Here is a 24,054-nt window from a genome sequence, read left to right as displayed (position 1 = left end):
TTTTGGGGCCGGCTCTCTATTGGCTGGCAGCCAACTGGCAAACCACGTTCTAAGGAAAGAAGGTGTGGCCAGCCCTCCGGCATAACCACCGATAGCTCTCGTGACGTGGCGTCTTTTTGCCGGCATCTGATGCCCCGCTACTGCGGCCAGGGGACAGCCGGCGCACAATGCTCGAGATACATTTTCCCCTTGGCGGCGTCGTTCGGAATATAAATCTGGTTCGCGGCGGCGGGCGGGTAATTCGAACCGTCGGCACATTGCACGCTTTGGCCCGGCCCGACCGCAATCCGGGTTCCGACCTTGATCTGGCAGACGCTGAGCCGGTCCGGCGCACTCCATTCCGGACAGATGGCTTCCAATTCGCGGTATTGTTCCAGACCGGCGACCGGCGCCGCAAACGTCCACCAATTGCCGTATTCGCTGTAGGGCCGGCCGCTGTCCCAGACCCGGTAAACGGTCAACGGCGCCGACACCATAAAGGCTTGGCCGGTGCACAATTTACCCTGACCGGGAGCGCCGTATGCTATTTCGACCAGCCTGTCGTCGGCGACCGGCTCCAGCCCCGCTGCCGGGGTTGCGACCTTGCCGATACAGCCGGTATCGGCCGATGTAAAGACCAAGGTGCCGTCGATCACGACCAGCTCGGCGCAACCGGCCAAACCAATTAAGAAAATACCGATAAGCCGGGTCCGGCCCAATCCGCCCATGTGTTCAGTCTCCCGTGGCCGCTGGCGGCCATTTCCGCGCAGACGCTTTGCCTGCAATCTCGTACCATAATAACCTGATCAACCGGATCCGCCGCCATTCATTCGCCCCATGACTCAGTTACAGCACCCAGCCCCGACATCGCCGCGCCTGTATCTTGCCGTGTTGGCCGCCATCTTCTGCGGAGCCTTGTTCGGCGCACTGGATGCCGACCATGCCGTGCTGCTCAAACCCATCGGCGACGCTTTTATTGGGTTAGTAAAAATGCTGATCGGGCCGGTGATTTTCTGCACCATCGTGCTTGGCATCGCCGGGGCCGAGGACATGAAAAAAGCCGGCCGCATCGGAATCAAAGCCTTGTTGTATTTTGAAATCGTCTCCACCTTCGCCCTCGGCGTGGGCCTGTTGCTCGCCAACCTGCTGAAACCGGGCGCCGGGTTTAACGCCGACCCGGCCACCTTAGATCCGCAAGCGGTAGCCGGCTTCGTCAAGCAGGCCTCCGAGCAACGGCTTGCCGATTTTCTGTTGCACATCATTCCGAAAACCTTCACCGACGCTTTCACCGGTTCCGGCGATTTGCTGCAAGTATTGTTGGTATCGACCCTGTTCGGCTTCGCCTTGCAGCGGATGGGCGCAGCCGGCCGCTCGGTGCAGCGCTTCGTCGAGGAAAGCGCACAGCTGTTTTTCGCGATGCTGAATCTGGTGATGAAACTGGCACCGCTCGGTGCCGGTGCCGCCATGGCGTTTACGGTCGGCAAATACGGGATTGCCGCGCTGAAACCGCTGGCAGCGTTGATGGGGTGTTTTTACCTGAGCTGCTTACTATTTATCGGTTTGGGATTGGGCAGTATTGCCGCACTCACCGGTTTCAATCTGTTCAAACTTTTAAGCTATCTCCGGGCGGAACTGCTAATCGTCCTCGGCACCTCGTCGTCGGAGTCGGCTTTGCCGCCGCTAATGCAGAAACTGGAGCGGCTGGGCTGCTCGCGTTCTGTGGTCGGTCTGGTGGTTCCGGCGGGTTATTCGTTCAATCTGGACGGTACCAACATTTATCTGACGATGGCGGCGCTGTTCATGGCCCAGGCCCTGAATATCGAGCTGCCGCTCGGCCAACAACTGAGCCTGTTACTGGTGGCGATGCTGACCAGCAAGGGTGCGTCCGGCGTCAGCGGCGCCGGCTTTATCACGCTGGCGGCGACGCTGAGCGTGGTGCCGGCGGTGCCGGTGGCCGCTTTGTCGTTGATACTCGGCATCGACCGTTTCATGTCCGAAGCCCGGGCCCTGACCAATTTGATCGGCAACGCCGTGGCGGCGATTGTCATCTCCCACTCCGAGCGCGAGCTGGACCGGGAAAGATTGCAAGCCGAATTGAACGCCGACCGCCGTCGCGCACAGCACTAAGCCCAAAGACTTAATTTGTTCAAGATTCCGCTGTTTTCATTGGCACCGAGTCTAGTGTATAAAGTGCAGAGCCCAAGACCGGTTCCGGATTGATTCCGGCATGCCGGGCGGCCGGGTTTCAGCAAGAGTTTCAGGCATCGGCTAACACAGCATCAATGCTAGAGCCACCGCTTACCGAACCGACCACCAAGTGAGCAGAATATGGAGCACGTGTCACCGACTGCAAACAAATCGTCCGATTTACCGGGAGGTTACAGGCAGCGCGGCAGCTTAAAAGACTTTCTACTGTTGTTTCTGCCGATCGCGGCTCTGATTGCGGTCGGAGCCTGGACCCTGGGCGAAGCGCGGGTGCACAGCGAGTTGACAATGTTGATGGCCGAGGAGCGTACTTATGTCGACTTAAGCCAGGGCCGACTGGACCAGGAATTAGCAGTGCCGATTCGGCATTTGCTGAGTCTGGCCGGCGAAAGGCCGGTACGCCAAGTCTACGAGGCTGGCGAAAATAGCGATTTTCAACCCATGGTGGAAGCCTTCCTGTCATTGATGTCGCGGAATCCCAGCTACGACAAAATCCGCTGGATCGACGAATCCGGCAGGGAAAAAGTCCGGATCAACAACGTCGACGGCCACCCCTACCCGGTTCCGCAACACGAACTTCAGAACAAGCAGCAGCGCTATTTCTTCCAGGAGTCGATTCGGCTCAACCGCGGAGCAATCTATATTTCGCCGTTGGACTTGAATGTGGACCGCGACCAGATTGAAGTCCCGTACAAGCCGACATTGCGGGTTGCCACCCATGTGTTTCAAGCCGACGGCAGCCCCGCGGGGATTTTGATGATCAACGTCGCCGCCCGCTCGATGTTGCAGGCTTTCGTCGCCAGCGCCGGCCCTGCCGCCGATCGGCTAATGCTGCTCAACGCCGACGGCTACTGGCTGAAAAGCCCCAATCCGGCCGACGAGTGGGGTTTCATGTTCCAGCGCGACCTGACGCTGGCCGCCAAAAATCCGGCCGCCTGGGCCGCAGTGTCGCAACAAAACCGCGGCCAAATCAGACTCGGCGATGGTTTGTGGACCTGGAGCACGGCCTCACCGGTACCGAACGGCGACGCCCCCTTGGCTCACAACATCCGCTGGACAATCGTTACGCATTTGCCGGAACGGACGCTGACCGAATTGGCACTTCGGGTATGGCCGGCCAAAATCAGCGGGGCGCTGGTGTTACTCGCGCTATTCGGGCTCGGCATCCACCGGCTGGTTCAGGCCAAATCCGCGCAAGCCAATGCCGAAAAAGACGCCGCACTGGCGCGAAGCGAGGCCGATTCGGCCTTGCGGCTGCATCAAGCTCAAGCCGGTTTCCGAATGCTGTTCGAAGCCAATACCAACGGTTTATTGGTAGTCGATGCCGAGGGCCGGATCGCCATGGGCAATCCCGCCTTCGAGGCCATGTTCGGCTACCGCCTGGCCGAGCTGCTGGGACAGCCGGTGGAAGTGCTGCTGGCCAACGCCGACCGTGCCGGCCACGCGTTAAAACGCGCGCAATATATGCGGGAGCCGTCCAGCCGGACGATGGGAGCCGGCCGCGATTTGTACGGCACCCGCAAAGACGGCAGCCAATTCGCCCTGGAAATCGGCCTAAGTCCGTTCTGGGACAATAAACAGTTCTTCGTGCTGGCGACCATCGTCGATATTTCTGAACGCAAGCGGACCCAGGACGAAATCCTGCGAATGAACGAAACACTGGAGCAACGTGTCGCCGAACGCACCGCCGAATTGCAGACCGCGCGGCGGGAAGCGGAACGTCTGGCCCACGTCAAAGGCAATTTCCTGGCCAATATGAGCCACGAAATCCGCACGCCGATGAACGCGATTCTCGGCATCGCTTATTTGTTGGAAAAAGCCCCGCTCGGAGCCGAGGAATTGGCACTGGTCAGAAAAATCCGCATGGCGGGACGGTCGCTGATGGGGATCATCAACGACATACTCGATTTTTCCAAAATCGAATCCGGCCGCCTGGAAATCGAGCGCACGCCGTTCCGGCTCAACGATGTGCTGGATAATGTCGCGACCTTGATGTCTTCGGTCGCGGCCAACGACGACGTCGAATTCATCATGGGGCCGGCCCCGGAGGGCATCGAATACCTGCTCGGCGATGCCTTGCGGCTGGAGCAAGTACTGGTCAACCTGACCGGCAACGCACTGAAATTCACCGCCCACGGCAGTGTCGCGCTGGCCGTCGCCCGCTGCAGCGTCCGCGGCAAGCCGGGCTTACGCTTCAGTGTCACCGACACCGGCAAGGGCATCGCCGCCGATAAACAAGCCGAAATATTTAACGCTTTTTCGCAAGAAGACACCTCCACCACCCGCCGGTTCGGCGGTACCGGCCTGGGCTTGTCGATCTGCCGTTGCCTGGTGCAAATGATGGGCGGCGAGATCGGCGTCAGCAGCGAGTTAGGTAAAGGCAGCGAGTTCTGGTTCGAAATTCCAACGACACCGGTAGATGCGCGGGATTACGCCCATCCGGCGCTGACCTTCCAAAACGTGTTGATTGCCGACGATCATCCGCTGGCCCGGGAAATGCTGGCAGCAACGGTACGCAGCCTGGGCTGGAACCCGGAGGTGGTCGCATCCGGCGCAGAAGCGGTAGAGCGCATCCGCAGCCGGGCTGCCGGCCACGGCAAACTGCCGGACATCCTGTTGCTGGACTGGCGGATGCCTGGTCTGGACGGCTTACAGGCCGGCAAAGCAATCAAGCAGATACTCGGTGGCGCACCGGAGGCGCCGTTGATCGTAATGGCCACCGCGCACGACCGCGAAGTCTTGAGCCACGAACCGGGCTCGGAATTGGCGGATGCGATTTTGAACAAACCGGTCACCGCATCGGCCCTGTACAACGCAATCAGCGAAGCCAGGCGTCATGTGCAAGGTAACCGCGGCCAGCGGCCGAGCGATACGGCCAGCCAGGGCCAACTCCGGGAGTTGCGGGTACTGGTGGTCGACGACAGCGAAATCAACCGCGATATGGCGAAGCGGATTCTGGAATCGGAAGCGGCCGAAGTGTTTTTGGCCGACGACGGTGTCGCGGCACTGGCTTGGCTGAAAGCCAACCCCGGTTGCGCCGATGTGGTACTGATGGACGTGCAGATGCCGGAGATGGACGGCCACGAAGCCACCCGCCGCATCCGCGAGCAGCTGGGATTAACCGCGCTGCCGGTGATCGCCCTAACGGCCGGCGCCTTTCAATCTCAAATCGAGGCCTCGCTGGCTGCCGGGATGAACGGTTTTATCGCCAAACCGTTCGACGTCGACAAGTTGATCGCCTACCTTCGGCAATATGCCTCACGACCGGCACAATCTTCACCGACTGAGACTGAGACTGGGCCTGATGTCCCGGCGGCCGATGCAGCGCCGGTTATCGATCTGCAAAAAGGTTTGCGGGCCTGGCGGGAACTGGACGTCTATAAAACCTATCTGGAAAAGTTTATCGCCAACCACGGCCGCGACGGCGATGCGATAGCCGAAGCAATCGCCGCCGGTGACGGCGAACAAGCCCGCGCGCTGGTTCACAAACTGAAAGGGTCGGCCGCCAATCTGGCTCTGGTAGCGATTTGGGAAGCCGCCGAACGTCTGGAACTCGCATTTCACCGGCAACTCGCCATCGGAGACTTGCCGCAAGTTTTGCAACGCGCCCTGGACCGCGGCCGCATCGCGATCTCCGGCCTGGTCGGCGATCCCGGCAGCGTTTCCAGCGAGTCGGACATTCACGGGGCCAACCCGACCGGCTCCCCCGACGAGAACGCTTGACTCTCTGATCCAAACCTTACTTGAGCAGACAACCCGCCAGAAACAGGCGTACAGCCGGCGTCACCCAGCGTTCGATTTCTGCGGCATCCGGGGTTGGTTCCAGGCCCAATTGCAGCCGCTGCAACCGCTCGCCGCGGACGGCACTGACGAACTGGTCGGCGAGAAAATCGGGGTCGATATCGGCAATCGCACCGGCTTGCTGGTGGCGGCGGAAAAACTGAGCCAGCGTCGCCAACGTCCGCCGCGGCCCCTGTTCGTAAAATTGGGTCGCCAATTCCGGAAATCGCGGCGACTCGCCGATCAGAATCGCCCGCATCCGCAATACGTCGGGACGGGTGATGCGAAACAAAAACTGGCAGGCAAAGCTTTGCAAAGCCTGTTCCGGCGGCGACTCGCCGCACAGACTCCCGATGAACTGGTCGCTGCAACGGCGGATCAACGCGCCGAACAAGCCGGCTTTGCCGCCGAATTGGCTGTAAACGGTCCGTAGCGAGACCCGCGCATCGCGGGCGATGGTTTCCATACTCAAATTGCCGTAGCCGTGTTCCAAAAAAAGCTGCAGCGCCGCGTCGAGTAATCTATCCCGGCTTTGTTGCTCGTCGCCCTTACACGGGCGGCCACATTTAACCATGCTGTCGTACTCATGAAATAAATTGACTTGCCAAACGATGATACCCTAGACTAAACGGTAATAGGTATTACCATTTCTAGTTGAGGCATTTCAGGGGAGAGGGCATGGCATTTATTTTGGAATCGGTAGCGGGAGTTTATCCGCGCATCCCCGCAACACAAGTAGGCCCGACCCGCTTTGCCAGACGAGGACTTGGTCTCAGCATCTTCGCATTCACTCTGCAATTGGCCGTATCCGGTTGCGGCGATTCCGGCGCGCCCGGCAACACCGCAGCCGCCATGCCGCCGGCCAACGTCAAAATTGCCCAACCCCTGAGCCGGGAAACCAGCGACTGGGACGAGTACACCGGCCGGATCGAAGCCGTCAATGCCGTCGATGTCCGCGCCCGGGTCGGCGGCTACCTGGAAAAGGTTAATTTCCATGCCGGCGATAAAGTCAAAAAAGGCGACCTGCTGTTTCTGATCGACCCCAAACCGTTGCAGGCGCAATTGAATTTCGCCAACGCCGAACTGGAACGGGCCAAAACCAAACGCGAACTGGCGAAAAACGATCTGGCCCGCGCCGAGAACCTGCTCAAAGCCAAAGCCATTTCCGCCGAAGAATACGACGCCCGCAGCAAAGGCCTGCGCGAAGCCGCCGCCGCCGTGGTTTCGGCCGAAGCCAGCGCCTACACCGCCAAACTCAATCTGGAATACACCGAAATCCGCGCCCCGATCGGCGGCCGGGTCGGCCGCGAATTGTTGACGGTCGGCAATCTGGTCAAAGCCGACGACACCCTATTAACACAACTGGTATCGACCGATCCGGTTTACGTCTACGTCGATGCCGACGAACAATCGGTGTTGAAATACCGGCGCCAGGCCAAGCAGGCAGGCAACGCCACCGCCGATCTGCACGGCGCGGCGGTCGAAGCGGCAGTGGCCGACGAGAACGGCTTTCCCCACCAGGGCAAACTGGACTACATCGCCCCACGCGCCGATGCCGCCACCGGCACCTTGACCCTGCGCGGCGTGTTTGCCAATCCCGACGAACTGCTCAGCCCCGGCTTCTTCGCCCGCCTGCGGCTGAAAGGTTCGGCGGTTTACCCTGCCCTGTTAGTGCCGGACCGCGCCATCGGTGCCGACCAGGCCCAGCGCTTCGTTTGGGTGGTCAACGCCAATAACCAGGCCGAATACCGGCCGGTCAAGCCCGCCGCCCGCATCGGCCAGTTAAGGGTGGTACGCGACGGCTTGAAAGCCGACGACTGGGTCGTGGTCGAAGGCCTGCAAAAACTGCGGCCCGGCGCCACGGTCGTTCCGGAAAAAACCGCGATCGACGGCCAGGGAGGCCAATAAACCATGGATAAATTCAGCCACTTTTTTATCGACCGGCCGATCTTCGCCTCGGTACTATCGATTGTGATCGTGCTGGTCGGCGGCCTGGCGCTGATCGGCCTGCCGATTGCCCAATATCCGGAAATCGCGCCGCCCACCGTCGTTGTCACCGCCACCTACCCCGGCGCCAACGCCAAAGTCGTGGCCGAAACGGTGGCAACGCCGGTCGAACAGGAAGTCAACGGCGTCGAGGACATGCTGTACATGTCGTCGCAATCGACCAATAGCGGCATCATGGCCTTGACCATCACCTTCAAACCCGGCACCAATCTAGACAAAGCCCAGGTGTTGGTACAAAACCGGGTGGCGCTGGCAGAACCGAAACTGCCGGAGGAAGTGCGCCGCCAAGGCTTGAGCGTAAAAAAACGCAGCCCGGACCTAAGCCTGGTTGTGAATCTGGTATCGCCGGATAAACGCTACGACAGCGTTTACATGAGCAACTACGCACTATTGCAGATCCGCGATACGCTGGCCCGGCTGCCCGGCGTCGGCGATATTCTGTTGTTCGGCGCCCGCGACTACAGCATGCGTTTGTGGCTGAACCCGGAAAAAGTCGCAGCCCGCAATCTGACCGCCGCCGAGGTGGTCAATGCCGTGCGCGAACAAAACGTGCAAGTCGCGGCCGGCGTGGTCGGTCAGCAACCGTCGCCGACCGCCGCCGAATACCAATATACGGTTAGCACGCTGGGTCGCTTGAGCGATCCGGAACAGTTCGGCGAAATCGTGATTAAACCCGGCGCCAACGGCCAGGTCACCAAACTCAAGGACGTGGCGCGGATCGAACTCGGCGCCAAGGACTACAACTCCGGCCTGTTCCTGGACGGTGAAGATACCGTCGGCCTGGCGATCTTCCAATTGCCCGGCTCCAACGCCATCGACACCAAAAAGGCCGTGGTCGAAGCGATGGAGAAACTGAAAACCCGCTTCCCGGAAGGTCTGGATTACGTGCTGGTCTACGACACCGTGGTGTTCGTTCAGCAATCGATCGACGCCGTGGTCAAGACCCTGTTCGAAGCGCTGGGTTTGGTGGTGTTGGTGGTGATCGTCTTCCTGCAAAACTGGCGGGCGGCGGTGATTCCGTTACTGGCGGTCCCGGTGTCGCTGATCGGCGCCTTTGCCGTGATGGCCGGCTTGGGTTTGTCGCTGAATACTTTGTCGTTATTCGGCTTGGTACTGGCGATCGGTATCGTGGTTGACGACGCCATCGTCGTCGTCGAAAACGTCGAACGCCATATTGCCGAAGGTATGCACGCCCGCGAAGCCACCCGGCTGGCGATGAGCGAAGTGGTCGGGCCGGTCGTTGCCACGGCCCTGGTGTTGGTCGCGGTATTCGTACCGACCGCCTTCATCACCGGCGTCTCCGGCGCGTTTTACAAACAGTTTGCCTTGACCATTGCCGTCTCGACGGTCATATCGGCCTTCAACTCGCTGACTTTGAGCCCGGCGCTGTGCGCGCTATTACTGGACCGCGCCCACGAAAACAAGGACGCTTTCACCAAACTGTTCGACAAGTTATTCGGCTGGTTTTTCGTCCGCTTCAACCGCTTCTTCGACCGTTTCAGCCTCGGCTATTCCAGACTGGTGGCGCGACTGATCCGGATGGTCGCCGTGGTTCTGGTTCTGTACGTAGGTTTGAACGGCCTGAATTTTCTGGCCTTCGAAAAAGTGCCGACCGGCTTCATTCCGGACCAGGATCAGGGCTATTTGATCTTGTACGCGCAATTGCCCGACGCCGCATCGCTGGCCCGCACCAAGGACGTGGTGCAACAAGCCAGTAAAATCGTGCTGGACACCGAAGGCGTCAGCCATATCAACGCCTACGCCGGCTGGTCGATTCTGAGCGGTGCCAACCAATCGAATGTCGCAACCATGTTTGCCCGGTTGGATTCGTTCGACAGCCGCGCTCAGCGCCCCGATCTGCATGCCTCGCAAGTCGTCAAAACCCTGAACCAGCGATTGGCCGCCATCCCCAACGCCCGCATCGCCGTGTTCACGCCACCGCCGATCCGCGGCATGAGTTCGGTCGGCGGTTTCAAATTGCAGGTGCAGGATCGCAATAACGCCGGCATCGACGAGTTGCAAAAAGTCACCGGCGAAATGATCGAAAAAGGCAACCAGCAACCGGGTTTGGTCGGCTTGTTCACCACCTTCCGCGCCGGCGTGCCGCAGTTGTTCGTCGACGTCGACCGCACTCAGGTCAAATCGATGAACCTGCCATTGAAAGACGTGTTCGACACCTTGCAGATTTATCTGGGCTCGTTGTACGTCAACGATTTCAACATCTTCGGCCGCACCTATCAGGTCACGGCCCAGGCCGATGCCGACTTTCGGATGCTGCCCGGCGACATCACCCAGCTCAAAACCAAAAACCTGAGCGGTGGCATGGTGCCGTTGGGCGCGGTCGCCGACGTCAAGGAAATCAGCGGTCCGGACAAAATCACCCGCTACAACATGTATACCGCCGCCGAAATCAACGGCAGCACCCTGCCCGGCGTCAGCTCCGGCGACGCCATCGAGAAAATGGGCCGGGTATTGCGCGACAACCTGCCGCCCGGTTTCGACTTCGAATGGACCGAGCTCAGCCTGCAACAGGTGTTGGCCGGCAACGTGGCGTTGCTGGTGTTCCCGCTCAGCGTGATCTTCGTGTTCCTGGCCCTGGCAGCGCAATACGAAAGCTGGGCCCTGCCGTTCGCGGTAATTCTGATCGTGCCGATGTGCATTTTGTCGTCGATGACCGGAGTCTGGATCGGCGGCATGGACAACAACATCTTCACCCAGATCGGCTTCATCGTCTTGGTAGGCCTGGCCAGCAAGAACGCGATTCTGATCGTCGAGTTCGCCAAACATCGCCAGGAATCGGGCTTGAGCCGCTTCGATGCGGCAGTCGAGGCGGCACGGATTCGGTTACGGCCGATTTTGATGACCTCGTTTGCTTTTGTGATGGGCGTGTTTCCGTTAGTGATCGCCAAGGGTGCCGGCGCCGAATCCCGGCACTTGCTGGGCACGGCGGTATTCAGCGGCATGATCGGCGTGACGATTTTCGGTTTGCTGCTGACGCCGGTGTTTTTCGTCGCGGTCCAAGGGCTGGCCAGCAAACTGCGTCGCAATGCCAAGGTGCAACAGGCCGGCGCGGAGTCAATGCCATGAATCTTAATTTGAAGCTTCGCCCGTTGGCTCAGGCCATGGTTGCAACCGGTCTGCTGGCCGGCTGCGCGGTCGGCCCGGATTACCAAACGCCGGCCACCGCCGATTTGCCCGGCCAATTCGTCAACGCCCCTGCCCCGCTGTTTGCGGCGGACAGCAGCGAGGTGGCCTGGTGGAAGTTGTTCAATGACGGCTTGCTGGAACAGCTGGTCGAGCAAAGCCTGAACCACAATCGCGATTTGCAAGCCGCCAAAGCCAATCTGGCCGAGGCCAGGGCCTTGTATCTGGAATCCGGCCTGAGCCTGCTGCCGACCGTTACCTCGCGCGCCAGCTACAACGAACAGAAACGTAGCGCCGGGTCTTTGAATAACCGGGCTTTCGTACCGCGCGAGTTGAAACTCTACAGCATGGGCTTTGACGCCTCGTGGGAATTGGATTTCTTCGGCCGGGTCCGGCGCGGCGTCGAAGCTGCCGACGACCAGGTCGCCGCCGAGGAGGCCAGTTTACGCGATGTCGAGGTCAGCCTGATCGGCGAAGTCGCCCGCAATTACTTTGCGTTGCGCGGCCTGCAAAACCAGTTGGCCGTGGCGAAACGTAATGCCGACAATCAAGCGCAAACCCTCGAAATCACTCAGGTTAAATTCGACAACGGCCGCGGCACCGAACTGGACACGTCGCGGGCCGAGGCGCAATTGCAAAGCACCCGGGCCGGCATCCCGCCGCTGGAAAATGCCATCGCCCAGGCCATCCACCGCTTGAGCGTGTTGAGCGGGCAGATGCCGGATGCCTTGGTTACTAGGTTAAGCACCGAACAAGCATTACCCAAAGCGCCGGAAACGATCCGGATCGGCGATCCGGCGCAACTGCTGCGGCGGCGGCCGGACATTCGCATGGCCGAGCGCCAACTGGCCGCAGCGACCGCACAAATCGGCGTCGCCACTGCCGACCTGTTTCCGCGCGTAACTTTCGTCGGCAGCATTGCTCTGGAAGGCAACACCTTGACCCATTTGGTCGCGCCGGGCGGCGATGCCTATTCGATCGGTCCCCGTATTACTTGGGCGGCGTTCGATCTGGGCCGGGTTTATGCCCGAATCAAAGCAGCCGACGCCCGCGCCGAAGCCACTCTGGCGCAGTACGAGCAAACCGTGCTGAACGCGCTGGAAGAAACCGAAAACAGCCTGGTGGCTTATCGCCAGGAATTGAGCCGGCGAGCGGATTTAAGCAAAGCCGCGGCCGCCAGCGCCAAGGCCCGCGAGCTGGCGCAATTGCGCTATCAGGAAGGCATCAGCGATTTTCTGACGGTACTGGATGCCGAGCAGCGGCTGCTGCAAGACCAAAGCCAGTTGGCACAAAGCGAAACCGCCGCGGCGACGGCGCTGGCCGCAGTCTACAAGGCGCTGGGTGGCGGTTGGGAAGCCGTTGCCGAGCCTGCCGCCGACTAGATCCTTTCAGCACGGGCTCCAATATCTCGGAGCCCGTCGCCTAATCTGCCTCTAAACCGCAGCTTGTGCTGGTGCGGCCCCAGCCATGGCCTTGGCGAAATGGGGGCAGAACGGCTTTCGTTCGCGGTCAACAAATCCGACACAATTGACTGTTGACCCGGCGCCTGTTTCACGGGCACCCATTCCGGCCAGGCCGCTTCGCATCGCTCGACCGGGTCGGCTTGCAGCTGCCGTTATCGATTCTCCAATAAAATTCAAGCAGTTCCGCACAAAAAATAGAATCTTGCGCATCTCCGATCTTTCACTACAGTTATCCTTATTTCTTCACCACCACTGCTCAGCTAGAAGTATTCGTTTTCCTGGCATTTCATGAAAAAAACTCTTCCGTCTTTATTTCGGATCGCGACTGCGATTTTGGTTTGGCTACCGGGCAGCCCGCATGCGGATGCCGACCTGACCGATCTGAACTTGGAAGAACTGATGGCGGTAAAAATTACTTCGGTGGCAAAAAAAGTCCAGTCCTTGCAGGATTCGGCCGCCGCGGTATTCGTGATCAGCAACGAAGACATCAAACGCTCCGGCGCCACCAGCATTCCGGACGCCTTGCGCTTAGCGCCCGGCATCGACGTCGGTCGGATCGACTCCAACAAATGGGCGGTCAGTTCGCGCGGCTTCAACGGCCGCTTTGCCAATAAACTGCTGGTGCTGATCGACGGCAGGAACCTGTATACGCCAGCATTTGCCGGCGTGTATTGGGAACTGCAAGATGTGATGTTGGAAGACGTCGAGCGCATCGAAGTGGTCCGCGGTTCCGGCGCCGCGTTGTGGGGCGCCAACGCCGTCAATGGGGTAATCAATATCATCACCAGACACAGTGCCGACACCCAGGGCGGACTCGTCAACGCCGGCGGCGGTACCGAAGAAAGAGCATTCGGTGCATTTCGCTACGGTACCCGGCTAAACGATACGACTACCGCCCGTGCCTATCTGAAGGGGTTTGAGCGCGACGCATTGGCGCGGGCCAACGGTAGCAGTGCCGGAGATTATTGGAGCAAGATGCAGGGCGGCTTCCGCCTCGATTCCGAGGTGTCGGACGCGGATTCGCTAACCGTACAAGGCGACATGTACTCCGCCGACTTAAACCAACAACTCTCGCTCGCTACGCTAACCGCGCCCTATCGACAAGTGGTCGGCGACCGGGCCATGGCCAGCGGCGGCAATATCGTCAGCCGCTGGCAACATGATTTCTCGGATACCTCAAACACGACACTGCAGTTGTATCTCGATTCCTACAACCGGCGCGAAGGCTTCATCGACGAGGAACGCCACACCACCGATCTGGATTTTCAACACCATTTCGCGCTGAACGCGTGGAATGACATTATCTGGGGCTTAGGATTCCGTTACTCGTCTTCCGACGTAACGGATATCCGTCCAGATCTGATCTCCTTCAGGCCTACCGACCGCGATAACAGCTATTACAGTGGTTTTTTGCAAGACCAACTGACGCTAATCGACGACACCCTATGGTTGACCCTGGGGTCCAAACTGGAACATAACGATTTTACCGGCTTCGAACTTCAGCCCACCGCACGCTTGATGTGGGCTCCCCACCCGCACCACCGCTTGTGGGGAGCTATCTCCCGCGGGGTGCGGATTCCGTCGCGGGTCGACGCCGATATGAGTCTGGTCGGTCAAATCCTGCCGCCGTTTAGCGGCCAGAACGTCACGCCGTTTCCGCTGGAGCTTGCGGTGATGGGCTCGGAGACTTACAAGGCCGAACAAGTGCTGGCTTACGAAATCGGTTACCGCTTCAGCCCGAATCCGGCCTTCTCGATAGACGTCGCCGGCTTTTACAACAACTACAGCACCCTGCGCTCATTCCAACCCGGCGCAATCGATACTTCGCAATTGCCGGCTGCTCTAAGCCAGCCGTTTTACATTAACAATGGCAACGCCGGTCGCACCTACGGCATCGAAACCTCGGCGGTCATGAAAATGCTGGACTGGTGGCGCTGGGACATCAGTTACAGCGCACTGCAAACCGAACTCAGCAGCAACGCCTACTACCAGGAAGCGGTCTCGCCGCAACATAAAATCTCGTTGCGGGCGAGTGTGAATCCGACATCCAACCTTACGCTGGACGCCTGGCTGCGTTACGTCGATAACGCCAGCGCCTTCACGCTGACAGGCCCCGCCCATATCCGCTCCTACACCACACTGGATCTGCGGCTGGGCTGGAAGTTGAGCCGCGGCGTCGAACTCGCACTAGTTGGACAAAACCTGCTGGACAACCGCCATCTGGAGTACATCCAGGAAACTTTCACCCAGGCTACCGAAGTTCAACGCGGAGTTTACGGCAAAATTACCTGGGAGTTTTAGCCTCGGCCGCGTCGTTTAGGCCCATACCTAAAAACTCGATTCCGGTTCGGCTGCGCGGTCATTTACAGTCTGGGCGGCTGCAGATACGGCAAGCACCGCGTTTAACTCACGTTCGATCTTTCCTGCCACTTGTCTGACACAACACTGCGGCTCGCCATTGCCGCTAGCTGAAGGGGCGTTCCCGGCAATCTCGGTTAGAATGGCGGCTTTTCGATTCGGGAGTCAGCGGTGATGGACGAATTCTATAGCCCGCAACAACGGGAACTGCAAACGCAACACGATACCGTCCGCTTGGCGGACCGCTTACAGCAAATCATCGTAGAACAGCACATCAACGAGCAACACCAGGCTTTCATCGAAAGCCGCGACTTTTTCTTTCTGACCACGATCGACCACCGCGGTTATCCGACCTGTTCCTATAAAGGCGGCCATCCCGGCTTGGTCAGAGTGATCGGTCCGCAGGAATTGGCGTTTCCGAACTACGACGGTAACGGCATGTTTTTATCGCTGGGCAATATCAACGGCAACCCGAAAATCGGCCTGTTGTTCATCGATTTCGAAACGCCGCATCGGCTTCGGCTCCATGGCGACGCCCGTATTCAGGCCGACGATCCGCTGCTGGCCGACTATGCTGGTGCGGAATCGATCGTACGGGTGGCGCTCAGCGAGATTTTTATCAACTGTCCGCGTTACATTCACAAAATGAGCCGCGTCGCCAGTTCCCAATACGTGCCGGAAGCCGGAAAAGATACGCCGCAGCCGCAGTGGAAACGGATCGACGCCGTGCAGGACGTGTTGCCGGCCTGCGATAAACAAATCGCCGAGAACCTAGGCGGTACTATTACGCCGGAACAGTACGGGGAGATGGTGCACCGCGGCGAAGGGTAAGCTTTGATCGCGCGCCAGACCACGCTTTCGAATAGAGTAACTGCTAAAAAACCTTAACTGACTCACTTCAAATTGGAGAACCAAATGAGCGAAAGAATCGTTATGCGTACCGGCGAAGCCTTGGTCGCCGGCGGCCCGGCCGGTACCGCTGCCGAGCCGGAAATCATCATCGGCGAGTTGGACGGGCCGGTCGGCACCGCAATTGCCACCTTGACCGGCGACCAGGTCCAGGGCCATAGCCGGGTGTTCGCGATTTTGAATACCGATATCCAAGTGCGGCCGGTGACGTTGATGGTGAGCAAGGTCACGGTCAAGAACAGCCGCTATACCAATATTTTGATGGGTACGGTGCAGGCGGCAATCGCCAATGGCGTGTTGGACGCGGTGCGCGCCGGCGACATCCCGAAAGAAAAAGCCAACGACCTCGGCATCATTTGCTCGGTATGGCTGAACCCGAGCGTGATCAAGGATGACAAACTCGACCACCGCATTCTGTTCGACATTCACCGTCAAGCCATGGCCAAAGCCATCCATAAAGCCATGACCAACACCCCGGACATCGATTGGCTGCTGGAAAACCAGGAAAAAATCGTCCACAAGTACTTTCAAATGGGTCTGGACGGCAAGATTTAAGCGCTCGCCGCCCCGCCACGCACTAATAGCGGATCAATATTAATTTGACAGACCGGCAAAATCCGCCTAAAAAGACAAACTGATTTCGATTCGAAATCGGTTTGTCTTGTCTACAGGGGAGATTTTGCTATGAATACGCGCCTTTCACTGTCCGCCGCCGGACTGTTCCTGACTCTTTTCGCTTCCGCCCAAGCCGCCGAACACAGCGTGGCTTATCCGGAAGGCTACCGCACCTGGCTGCATGCCAAAACCATGCTGATCCAGCCCGGCCATGCCTTGGAAAACCCGTTTCAAGGCCTGCACCACGTCTATGCCAATAAAAAAGCCGAAAGCGGATTGAAATCCGGTAAATATCAAGACGGTTCGGTGTTGGTATTCGATCTGTTGCAATACCAGGAACAGGATAAAACCATTCAGGAAGGCGAGCGCAAACTACTGGGTGTGATGCAGAAAGATTCGAAAAAATATGCCGCGACCGGCGGCTGGGGCTTCGAGGGCTTTGCCGGCAACAGCAAGACCGAACGCCTGGTCAAGGATAGCGGAACGAGTTGCTTTGCCTGCCACGCCTCCGAACAAAAAACCGACTACGTGTTTTCTCAATACCGGCCCTGATCCGGATTTTCCGGCCGTCGGGCAGGCGCCGATTGCCGGCGCCTCTATCGCTCGATTTATTTGGCCGGCGCTTGATCCAGCAAACGAATACCGTCCGCCTCGATCAATATCCGCCGCTGCTTGTACAAACCGCCGATGGCCTGTTTGAACACCTTTTTGCTGACGGCAAAGGTGTCGTAGATCAGCTCCGGATCGCTTTTGTCGGTCAACGCCACATAGCCGCCGCGTCGGGCCAGGATATCCAGTATCTTCGCCGAGGTCGCGTCCACTTTCTGCCCGTACTTTTCCTGACTGAGGATTAAATCCAGTTTGTGGTCCGGGCGGATCTTCTTGATGTAGCCGGTCAATTTCTGGCCTTTTTTCAGCGGCTGGAACACTTCGTTTTTATACAACACCCCCCAGTATTGGTGGTCTACCACCGCTTTGAAACCCAGCTCGGTATGCTCGGCGATTACCAATTGCACGGCCTGGCCTTCCTTGTAGTAAAACGCCTGATCCTGAATGAAATCGTCCAACACCATCGACGCGGCGATACGGTTGTCCTCGTCCAGAAACAAGCGGACCAGATAGGAACGGCCTTCGATGACCTTGCCTTTTTGTTCGCTGAACGGCAACAGCAGATCTTTGGGCAAGCCCCAATCCAAAAATGCCCCGGCATGGCTCAGCGAGACGCACTTTAACCAAGCCACCTCGCCGGCTTGCACCAGCGGCATTTGCAAGGTCGCCAAAGTTTCGCCTTTGCCGTCGACATAAACAAACGCATCGACTTTTGCACCGACCGCCAATTCCGTAACGGGCGGTTTATCGGCCAACGCGATCTCTCCCAATTCGCCGCCGTCCAAATAATATTGGTTATCGCGCCGGCTAAGCACGGTTAACGCATTAACTTTACCTAATTCGATCATGGGATTCCGGGAGATTGAGACGAGACCGGCCGCATGGCACCGGCGTTGGAAAACTAGTGAAGCCGCATTATACAGGCAATCGCGCCGGGGCTGACCGCGACTTACGCTGCGATAAATCGGCAACAATTGACGCAGCTCAATCGATTTAGCGCTACGACCGACTATAATGGCCGGTTTTTTCAGCACTTTACGGCGCTCGAAACCGAGTGCAAGCTCACACCATGACTTTATTACTCAAATACCTGTCCTCCTGCTGGTTTCTGAATAATCCGGCGGACTTAGTCCCGCCCAATTCCTTTATGTGGAAAAACGTGGCGTTCTATTTAATGTCCGGCATCATCGTCGAAAGTTTGATTGCCGATCCGGCCGACGGCACTCTGGAAGTATTAGGCCGCACTATTATGGCTTTCAGTTCCGTGGCGGTATTGCTGCTGACCGAAAGAAAATGGAGTCTGTTCAGCCAGTTGTACACGTCGATTTTCGTCTGCGAAAACTTCATCATGACCCTGGCCATCGCCGCCGAAGGCCTGGACTACTGGCTGGTGTTGAAACACCATCCCTACCGCGAGGAAATCGGCATTGGCATCGCGGTATTTCTGGTGGTTTGGTATATCAGTATCGTCAGTTACATCTTCCGCGGTTTTTTCAAATACACCACGAGTGTCAGCCTGATTTACGCATTCAGTTACTTCATCCTGACTTACGGCATTCCAATGCTGTTGATGGATATATGAGCTTGACACTAGCGGCCACTCTTGGTGTAAGGTGAGAGGATTGCTAAATTCAAACCTACCCAAGGAAATTTCAAATGACCTCTCGAGCCGGCAGTATTGCTGTATTAACCACTCTGTTCTTATTGTCCGGCAACATTCGGGCGGCGACGATCCAAGTCAATTTCAGTGGACATTTGACAGATATTTTCACGCCCATCAATCCCTCACAACCCGGCTCAACTCCTCAACAACCCAACACAGGCGGTTTTTTTACGGCAAATTCTCCGGTATCTTACCAGTTGATTTTTAAGGAAACGCTAGCAAGCACCGGATTATCAGCGGAATCGTTCTATTACTCTATTACCGGTTTCTCGGGGAGCATCGGGAGCTACACTTTTGCCGGGACCAGCGGCACAGTGACGATAGCCAACGATAGAAGCCATTTTTTCGACCCCAGCCACACTTTCGACTCGCTGGCAGTCGAACACGCAAACCGCGCCTTCCAATCAAACCCAGCAATCAACCGCTCTGATTTTGTATCGGACAGTGGACCTATCGGCAATTCATCTATCATGTCGTTCGCATTCGACGTCGGCGTCGGCGGCCCTACGTCCTTTTTGGACTCCACCGACTTAACGATCTCGCCGTTTCAACATACCGACTTCTTGAATTTGTCGCGATTTGGTGTGTTATTTCAAGACTTTGCCGCTTTCGGCAAATTCGATGCGATTTCGGTGACGCAGATTAGTTCAGTACCATTACCGGCTTCGTTTTGGTTATTCGGCTGCTCTTTTATGGGTTTAGTGAGAATCAGAGGGCGACAGATTTCCGGCCGTTAACCAAATCCTACGATCAAGCTATTCGGAAGAACTTCGGCCCATTCCGAATAGCCCTCACCGATTGTCAAACCGAAACCGCTTAAACTTCGGCCAAATTCCCCTTATCTTCCAGCCAACTTTTGCGGTCGCCGGCTCTTTTCTTCGCCAGCAACAAATCCATCTGCTGAAACGCCTCGGCGTGGTCCGGCACCGTCAACTGCACCAGCCGGCGCGTATCCGGGTTCATCGTGGTTTCGCGCAGTTGCGACGGATTCATTTCGCCCAAGCCTTTGAAGCGTTGAATATTGACCTTGCCGCTGAGTTTTTCGGCTTCGATCCGCGCCAGCACACCCAAACGTTCCGATTCGTCCAAGGCGTAAAACACCTTTTTGCCGACGTCGATCCGGTACAGCGGCGGCATCGCCACGAACACGTGGCCGGCTTCGACCAAGGCCTTGAAGTGTTTATAAAACAAGGCGCAAATCAAGGTGGCGATGTGGTTGCCGTCGGAATCGGCATCGGCCAGGATGCAGACCTTGCCGTAACGCAGGTTTTGCAAATCGTCGCTATCGGGCTCAATGCCCAGCGCCACGGCGATGTCGTGCACCTCTTGCGAGGCCATGACCTCGCCGGAATCGACCTCCCAGGTGTTCAAAATTTTGCCTCTAAGTGGCATGATGGCCTGGAACTCGCGGTCTCGGGCTTGTTTGGCGGAACCGCCGGCCGAATCGCCCTCGACCAGGAACAGTTCGGTACGGCTGAGATCCTGTCCTGAGCAATCGGCCAGTTTGCCGGGCAAAGCCGGCCCGGTAGTAATCTTTTTACGGACGATTTTCTTGGCCGAACGCAAGCGTTTTTGGGCGCTGGCGAGGATGATCTCGGCGATTTTCTCGCCTTCCTGCGGATGCTGGTTCAGCCACAGGCTGAAGGTATCCTTGGCCACGCCGGAGACGAAAGTCACGCATTCGCGCGAACTCAAACGCTCCTTGGTTTGCCCCGAGAATTGCGGATCTTCCAGTTTCACCGACAGCACGAAATGGCAGTTTTCCCAGACGTCTTCCGGCGCGATCTTGACACCGCGCGGCAGCAGATTGCGAAAATCCAGAAACTCGCGAATCGCTTCGGTCAAACCGGCGCGCAGGCCGTTGACGTGGGTACCGCCCTGCGCGGTCGGCACCAGATTGACGTAACTTTCCGCCACCGCCTCCGACAGACTGTCGGGAGTCCAGACGATGCCCCATTCCACCGCCTCGTTGCTGGCGGCCATATTGGCCATGAACGGCGGCTGCGGAAAAATTTCGGCGTCGCCGACCCGGTCCAGCAGATATTCTTGTAAGCCGTTCTGGTAACACCATTCCAGCCGCTCGTCGCTGAGTTCGGACAGCAGCACGATTTTCAGGCCCGGACACAAAACGGCCTTGGCGCGCAATACGTGCTTGAGTTTGCTGACGGAAACCCGGTTGGAATCGAAATATTTGGCGGCCGGCCAAAAATGCACGCTGGTACCGGTGTTGTTTTTGCCGACATTGCCGGTTTGCTGCAATTCACCGACCTTGTCGCCGCCGGCAAATTCCATTTGGTAAACGCCGCCGCCGCGCTTGATCTCGACCAATAGCTTTTCGGACAGGGCATTGACCACCGACACGCCAACGCCGTGCAAACCGCCGGAGAACTGGTAGTTCTTGTTGGAAAATTTACCGCCGGCGTGGAGTTGAGTCAGGATCACTTCGACGCCGGGAATGCCTTGTTCCGGATGCATATCGACCGGCATGCCGCGGCCGTCGTCGACGACCTTGACCGAGCCGTCTTTAAACAAGGTTACTTCAATGTTTTTTGCGTATCCGGCCAGCGCTTCGTCGACGCTGTTATCGACCACTTCCTGCACCAGATGGTTGGGCCGAGTGGTATCGGTATACATGCCGGGGCGCTTGCGTACCGGGTCCAGGCCGCTCAGCACCTCGATCGCGGCGGCGTTATATTCTTGGGTCATGGTGTGTTTTAGAAGGTAGTCAGCCAGTGTCGGCGGACCATTATATGTCAACCTACCCGCGCAAACTCGGCCAAGGGCAAATGTCCGCGGCCGTAACCGCAGGTTCGGGACCGCCGGGACTCATGCCGAGCCAAGTCCCGCTAGTTCCGGATCAAATTGCCGGTCTTTGAAGGGGGAAGGAAAGGCCCGACGAAAAGCCGGACGAACGACATTTCGCAGGGCCCGTTTGCTTTTTCGGATGCCAGCCAACCATCTTGGCGGCCACCACGGTTTAGATCAGCGCAGGCGTTGCACTTGGTCGGCGGCGAATACGATGGTTTCTCTGCCGGGGGTCGTGTCGTTGAAATCGATCGATGCCGGCCAAACCCGGCTAAAGCTCCATTCCGCGATGGGCATCATCGTCTGGTCATAGGCAATCAAAGTCGCATCGACCCGCGACCGGGCCGACCGTCCACTGGCAACTTGTTGCCGCCAGTTCCACAAATCCATCGACTTGGTCAAGCCTCTGCTACAGGTAAGATTTTTGACCTGCAGACGCCCTGGAAACTTAGCAGTGCTCTCTTCGCGCGGATTAACCCTGGTTTGCTCCACTTCGTTCTGCGACCCCATGCCTTTGCAATCGGTGAAATAGGCGGAAATACCGCCGGCGCTAAATTCGTAATGGACCGACAGGCCCGAATTGTTGACAACATCCTCAGTGGCAGCAGCACTGGCTGACGAGGCCATCACGGCACCTAAGACAACACTTATAAAACGGCTAGCTGTTTTCATGACATATCCTCAAAAGGTTAGATAATTTGGTTTGGAAGAGAGCCGCCGATACGACAGTTAAAAAATCTGCCGTCACAATCGATGGACTTCAATTTGTATTGGCAAGGGCGATGCCATGTTTGGCAAACCGAGACCAACAAAAACCAACCCATTGAATACACGCAATTATTTACAAAAACCGCCCAGGAAACATCAGCCCTCCATAACGCCTGCTGACCACGACATATCGCTTTTAAACGAAATATCGTACGAAATTCGAAAGCTCAATTACCCCGGCTCCAATCGCAGGTATCTTTTCGGCATCGCCCCGGACTATTGCGACAGGGCAACAAAACCAATGCGTTCGTGATTGCACTGTTGCGCTAGATAGGTCGCCTAAGGCAGTGGACAAGCAGGCCCGCCGCCAATTGGCAACTGGTGGACTCGGTCGAGAGCGGGTCCTCAATCTCGGCTGCCGATGGCGGAACGCGGCAATCTCAATCCGGACTCAACCGCTCGGCAAAACATACTATAATGCTCGGTCATTTTTTCGAGCATAGCCGCGCAAACCATGTCGAGACGCAAAAACGCTGCCCAATTTGAAGAGGCCATGGCCGAACTGGAAAAGTTGGTCGAACAGATGGAGCGCGGCGACATCACGCTGGAAGAATCGTTGAAATTCTTCGAACGCGGCGTCGGTTTAACCCGGACCTGCCAGCAAGCTTTGCAGGAAGCCGAACAGAAAGTACAGATTTTATTAGAGAAAAACGGCCAGCAAACTTTGGAGCCATTCACCGATGAGTAAGTTGAAAGAATATTTAGTCGCCTGCCAGAACCGCGTCGAACGCGCGTTGGACGCCCGCTTACCCGGCGACAACATTTTGCCGCAGACGCTGCATGCCGCGATGCGGTATAGCGTTTTAGACGGCGGCAAGCGCACCCGGCCGTTGCTGACCTACGCCACCGGCGTGGCCGTGGGTTTGAGCGAAGAAGAATTGGACGCCCAGGCCTGTGCGGTGGAATTCATCCACGTTTACTCCCTGATCCACGACGACTTGCCGGCGATGGACAACGACGACCTGCGCCGCGGCAAGCCGACCTGCCATAAGGCATTCGACGAAGCCACGGCGATCCTGGCCGGCGACGCCCTGCAGGCACTGGCTTTCGACGTGTTGGCCAACGACGCCGCCATCAAGGTCGGCGCGGAAGCCAGAGTCAAGATGATCGCGGCATTGACCCGCGCCAGCGGTTCGCAAGGCATGGTCGGCGGCCAAGCCATCGATTTGGGCTCGGTCGGACGAAAACTGACTTTGCCAGAACTGGAAAACATGCACATCCACAAAACCGGTGCCTTGATCCGGGCCAGCGTCAACTTAGCGGCACTATCCAAACCGGGCCTGGATGCCGACGCCGCCAAAAAACTGGACCATTACGCCAAATGCATCGGCTTATCGTTTCAAGTCAAAGACGACATTCTCGACATTGAAGCCGACACGGCAACGCTGGGTAAAACGCAGGGCAAGGACGTGGATAACGACAAGCCGACCTACCCGGCTTTATTGGGTCTGGCCGGAGCAAAAGAAAAAGCCCAGGCACTGCACGAGCAAGCGGTGGCCAGTTTGGCCGATTTCGGTCCGGAAGCCGACCTGTTAAGGGAACTATCCCTGTACATCATCGAGCGCACCCACTAGACCCCTGCTTTTCTCACCGCCCTGCGGCCCCAAGGAAATAATAACAACATGACAGCTTCCGGAAACTTCCCGCTACTCGACACCATCGCCGGCCCGACCGACATTCGCGCCCTGAAGAAAGAGCAACTGCCGCAGTTGGCCGATGAGGTGCGTTCGTATTTGACGCACACGGTCA

General features: G+C 57.8%; 18 protein-coding genes. 13 read left to right on the top strand and 5 right to left on the bottom strand.

Features of this window, described 5'->3' with window-relative positions; translation table 11 throughout:
• Positions 1 to 137 precede the first annotated feature (137 nt).
• The gene (locus C2U68_RS17970; protein WP_140913849.1) at positions 138 to 707 is read right to left on the bottom strand and encodes a hypothetical protein; all 570 of its coding nucleotides are present in this window, start codon (positions 705 to 707) and stop codon (positions 138 to 140) included.
• A 109-nt stretch (positions 708 to 816) separates the two neighbouring features.
• Between C2U68_RS17970 and C2U68_RS17965 the strand changes: the two genes are divergently transcribed.
• Complete coding sequence (locus C2U68_RS17965; protein WP_140913848.1) at positions 817 to 2,106, top strand: dicarboxylate/amino acid:cation symporter; 1,290 nt, start codon at positions 817 to 819, stop codon at positions 2,104 to 2,106.
• A 201-nt stretch (positions 2,107 to 2,307) separates the two neighbouring features.
• Positions 2,308 to 5,907: a response regulator gene (locus C2U68_RS17960; RefSeq protein ID WP_140913847.1), complete on the top strand. Its 3,600-nt coding sequence runs from the start codon at positions 2,308 to 2,310 to the stop codon at positions 5,905 to 5,907.
• Between the two features lie 16 nt (positions 5,908 to 5,923).
• Here C2U68_RS17960 and C2U68_RS17955 read toward each other — a convergent pair whose 3' ends face one another.
• Positions 5,924 to 6,538, bottom strand: coding sequence for a TetR/AcrR family transcriptional regulator (locus tag C2U68_RS17955; RefSeq protein WP_140913846.1), 615 nt, complete (start codon positions 6,536 to 6,538; stop codon positions 5,924 to 5,926).
• A 104-nt stretch (positions 6,539 to 6,642) separates the two neighbouring features.
• Between C2U68_RS17955 and C2U68_RS17950 the strand changes: the two genes are divergently transcribed.
• The 7 genes from C2U68_RS17950 to C2U68_RS17920 all read left to right on the top strand — a co-directional run bounded on the left by C2U68_RS17950 (position 6,643) and on the right by C2U68_RS17920 (position 17,012).
• Positions 6,643 to 7,872, top strand: coding sequence for an efflux RND transporter periplasmic adaptor subunit (locus C2U68_RS17950; protein ID WP_140913845.1), 1,230 nt, complete (start codon positions 6,643 to 6,645; stop codon positions 7,870 to 7,872).
• Positions 7,873 to 7,875: 3 nt separating this feature from the next.
• Complete coding sequence (locus C2U68_RS17945; protein WP_140913844.1) at positions 7,876 to 11,058, top strand: efflux RND transporter permease subunit; 3,183 nt, start codon at positions 7,876 to 7,878, stop codon at positions 11,056 to 11,058.
• Positions 11,055 to 12,497 carry an efflux transporter outer membrane subunit gene (locus tag C2U68_RS17940; protein WP_140913843.1) on the top strand — a complete coding sequence of 481 codons (1,443 nt, stop codon included), beginning with the start codon at positions 11,055 to 11,057 and terminating at the stop codon, positions 12,495 to 12,497. The genes C2U68_RS17945 and C2U68_RS17940 overlap by 4 nt, the downstream gene beginning before the upstream one ends.
• A 369-nt stretch (positions 12,498 to 12,866) precedes the next feature.
• The gene (locus C2U68_RS17935) at positions 12,867 to 14,879 is read left to right on the top strand and encodes a TonB-dependent receptor plug domain-containing protein (protein WP_140913842.1); all 2,013 of its coding nucleotides are present in this window, start codon (positions 12,867 to 12,869) and stop codon (positions 14,877 to 14,879) included.
• A 231-nt stretch (positions 14,880 to 15,110) separates the two neighbouring features.
• Positions 15,111 to 15,767 carry a pyridoxamine 5'-phosphate oxidase family protein gene (locus tag C2U68_RS17930; RefSeq protein ID WP_140913841.1) on the top strand — a complete coding sequence of 219 codons (657 nt, stop codon included), beginning with the start codon at positions 15,111 to 15,113 and terminating at the stop codon, positions 15,765 to 15,767.
• An 84-nt stretch (positions 15,768 to 15,851) separates the two neighbouring features.
• Positions 15,852 to 16,400, top strand: a complete 549-nt coding sequence (fae, locus tag C2U68_RS17925) for a formaldehyde-activating enzyme (protein ID WP_140913840.1) — start codon at positions 15,852 to 15,854, stop codon at positions 16,398 to 16,400.
• A 129-nt stretch (positions 16,401 to 16,529) separates the two neighbouring features.
• Positions 16,530 to 17,012 (top strand): cytochrome P460 family protein, encoded by a 483-nt coding sequence (locus C2U68_RS17920; RefSeq protein ID WP_140913839.1) that lies wholly within the window; start codon positions 16,530 to 16,532, stop codon positions 17,010 to 17,012.
• A gap of 56 nt (positions 17,013 to 17,068) precedes the next feature.
• Here C2U68_RS17920 and C2U68_RS17915 read toward each other — a convergent pair whose 3' ends face one another.
• Entirely contained in the window at positions 17,069 to 17,917 is an 849-nt protein-coding gene (locus C2U68_RS17915) for a S1 RNA-binding domain-containing protein (protein ID WP_140913838.1), read from the bottom strand.
• 221 nt (positions 17,918 to 18,138) lie between these two features.
• On the opposite strand from C2U68_RS17915, the gene C2U68_RS17910 reads away from it, so the two are divergent.
• Both C2U68_RS17910 and C2U68_RS17905 read left to right on the top strand, forming a co-directional pair.
• Entirely contained in the window at positions 18,139 to 18,651 is a 513-nt protein-coding gene (locus tag C2U68_RS17910) for a hypothetical protein (RefSeq protein WP_260839394.1), read from the top strand.
• Positions 18,652 to 18,725: 74 nt separating this feature from the next.
• Positions 18,726 to 19,469 (top strand): hypothetical protein, encoded by a 744-nt coding sequence (locus C2U68_RS17905; protein ID WP_140913837.1) that lies wholly within the window; start codon positions 18,726 to 18,728, stop codon positions 19,467 to 19,469.
• 79 nt (positions 19,470 to 19,548) lie between these two features.
• Here the strand turns inward: C2U68_RS17905 and parE are convergent, their stop codons facing one another.
• Complete coding sequence (gene parE, locus C2U68_RS17900; RefSeq protein WP_140913836.1) at positions 19,549 to 21,438, bottom strand: DNA topoisomerase IV subunit B; 1,890 nt, start codon at positions 21,436 to 21,438, stop codon at positions 19,549 to 19,551.
• Positions 21,439 to 21,714: 276 nt separating this feature from the next.
• Positions 21,715 to 22,209 carry a phage tail protein gene (locus tag C2U68_RS17895; protein WP_140913835.1) on the bottom strand — a complete coding sequence of 165 codons (495 nt, stop codon included), beginning with the start codon at positions 22,207 to 22,209 and terminating at the stop codon, positions 21,715 to 21,717.
• A 550-nt stretch (positions 22,210 to 22,759) separates the two neighbouring features.
• Between C2U68_RS17895 and C2U68_RS17890 the strand changes: the two genes are divergently transcribed.
• Entirely contained in the window at positions 22,760 to 22,993 is a 234-nt protein-coding gene (locus tag C2U68_RS17890; RefSeq protein WP_140913834.1) for an exodeoxyribonuclease VII small subunit, read from the top strand.
• Positions 22,986 to 23,879, top strand: a complete 894-nt coding sequence (gene ispA, locus C2U68_RS17885) for a (2E,6E)-farnesyl diphosphate synthase (protein ID WP_140913833.1) — start codon at positions 22,986 to 22,988, stop codon at positions 23,877 to 23,879. Before C2U68_RS17890 ends, ispA begins: the two co-directional genes overlap by 8 nt.
• The last annotated feature ends 175 nt before the right edge of the window (positions 23,880 to 24,054 follow it).

The sequence above is a fragment of the Methylomonas koyamae genome, from assembly GCF_006483455.1.
Taxonomy (GTDB): domain Bacteria; phylum Pseudomonadota; class Gammaproteobacteria; order Methylococcales; family Methylomonadaceae; genus Methylomonas; species Methylomonas koyamae_B.
Note: the sequence above shows the minus strand (reverse complement) of the source record. Positions and strands in the feature narration are given on the sequence as shown.

What these genes read in the sequence shown, in the direction of transcription:
- C2U68_RS17970 (WP_140913849.1), bottom strand. Translation starts at nt 707, where the DNA reads ATGGGCGGATTGGGCCGGACCCGGCTTATCGGTATTTTCTTAATTGGT.
- C2U68_RS17965 (WP_140913848.1), top strand. Translation starts at nt 817, where the DNA reads ATGACTCAGTTACAGCACCCAGCCCCGACATCGCCGCGCCTGTATCTT.
- C2U68_RS17960 (WP_140913847.1), top strand. Translation starts at nt 2,308, where the DNA reads ATGGAGCACGTGTCACCGACTGCAAACAAATCGTCCGATTTACCGGGA.
- C2U68_RS17955 (WP_140913846.1), bottom strand. Translation starts at nt 6,538, where the DNA reads ATGGTTAAATGTGGCCGCCCGTGTAAGGGCGACGAGCAACAAAGCCGG.
- C2U68_RS17950 (WP_140913845.1), top strand. Translation starts at nt 6,643, where the DNA reads ATGGCATTTATTTTGGAATCGGTAGCGGGAGTTTATCCGCGCATCCCC.
- C2U68_RS17945 (WP_140913844.1), top strand. Translation starts at nt 7,876, where the DNA reads ATGGATAAATTCAGCCACTTTTTTATCGACCGGCCGATCTTCGCCTCG.
- C2U68_RS17940 (WP_140913843.1), top strand. Translation starts at nt 11,055, where the DNA reads ATGAATCTTAATTTGAAGCTTCGCCCGTTGGCTCAGGCCATGGTTGCA.
- C2U68_RS17935 (WP_140913842.1), top strand. Translation starts at nt 12,867, where the DNA reads ATGAAAAAAACTCTTCCGTCTTTATTTCGGATCGCGACTGCGATTTTG.
- C2U68_RS17930 (WP_140913841.1), top strand. Translation starts at nt 15,111, where the DNA reads ATGGACGAATTCTATAGCCCGCAACAACGGGAACTGCAAACGCAACAC.
- fae (WP_140913840.1), top strand. Translation starts at nt 15,852, where the DNA reads ATGAGCGAAAGAATCGTTATGCGTACCGGCGAAGCCTTGGTCGCCGGC.
- C2U68_RS17920 (WP_140913839.1), top strand. Translation starts at nt 16,530, where the DNA reads ATGAATACGCGCCTTTCACTGTCCGCCGCCGGACTGTTCCTGACTCTT.
- C2U68_RS17915 (WP_140913838.1), bottom strand. Translation starts at nt 17,917, where the DNA reads ATGATCGAATTAGGTAAAGTTAATGCGTTAACCGTGCTTAGCCGGCGC.
- C2U68_RS17910 (WP_260839394.1), top strand. Translation starts at nt 18,139, where the DNA reads ATGACTTTATTACTCAAATACCTGTCCTCCTGCTGGTTTCTGAATAAT.
- C2U68_RS17905 (WP_140913837.1), top strand. Translation starts at nt 18,726, where the DNA reads ATGACCTCTCGAGCCGGCAGTATTGCTGTATTAACCACTCTGTTCTTA.
- parE (WP_140913836.1), bottom strand. Translation starts at nt 21,438, where the DNA reads ATGACCCAAGAATATAACGCCGCCGCGATCGAGGTGCTGAGCGGCCTG.
- C2U68_RS17895 (WP_140913835.1), bottom strand. Translation starts at nt 22,209, where the DNA reads ATGAAAACAGCTAGCCGTTTTATAAGTGTTGTCTTAGGTGCCGTGATG.
- C2U68_RS17890 (WP_140913834.1), top strand. Translation starts at nt 22,760, where the DNA reads ATGTCGAGACGCAAAAACGCTGCCCAATTTGAAGAGGCCATGGCCGAA.
- ispA (WP_140913833.1), top strand. Translation starts at nt 22,986, where the DNA reads ATGAGTAAGTTGAAAGAATATTTAGTCGCCTGCCAGAACCGCGTCGAA.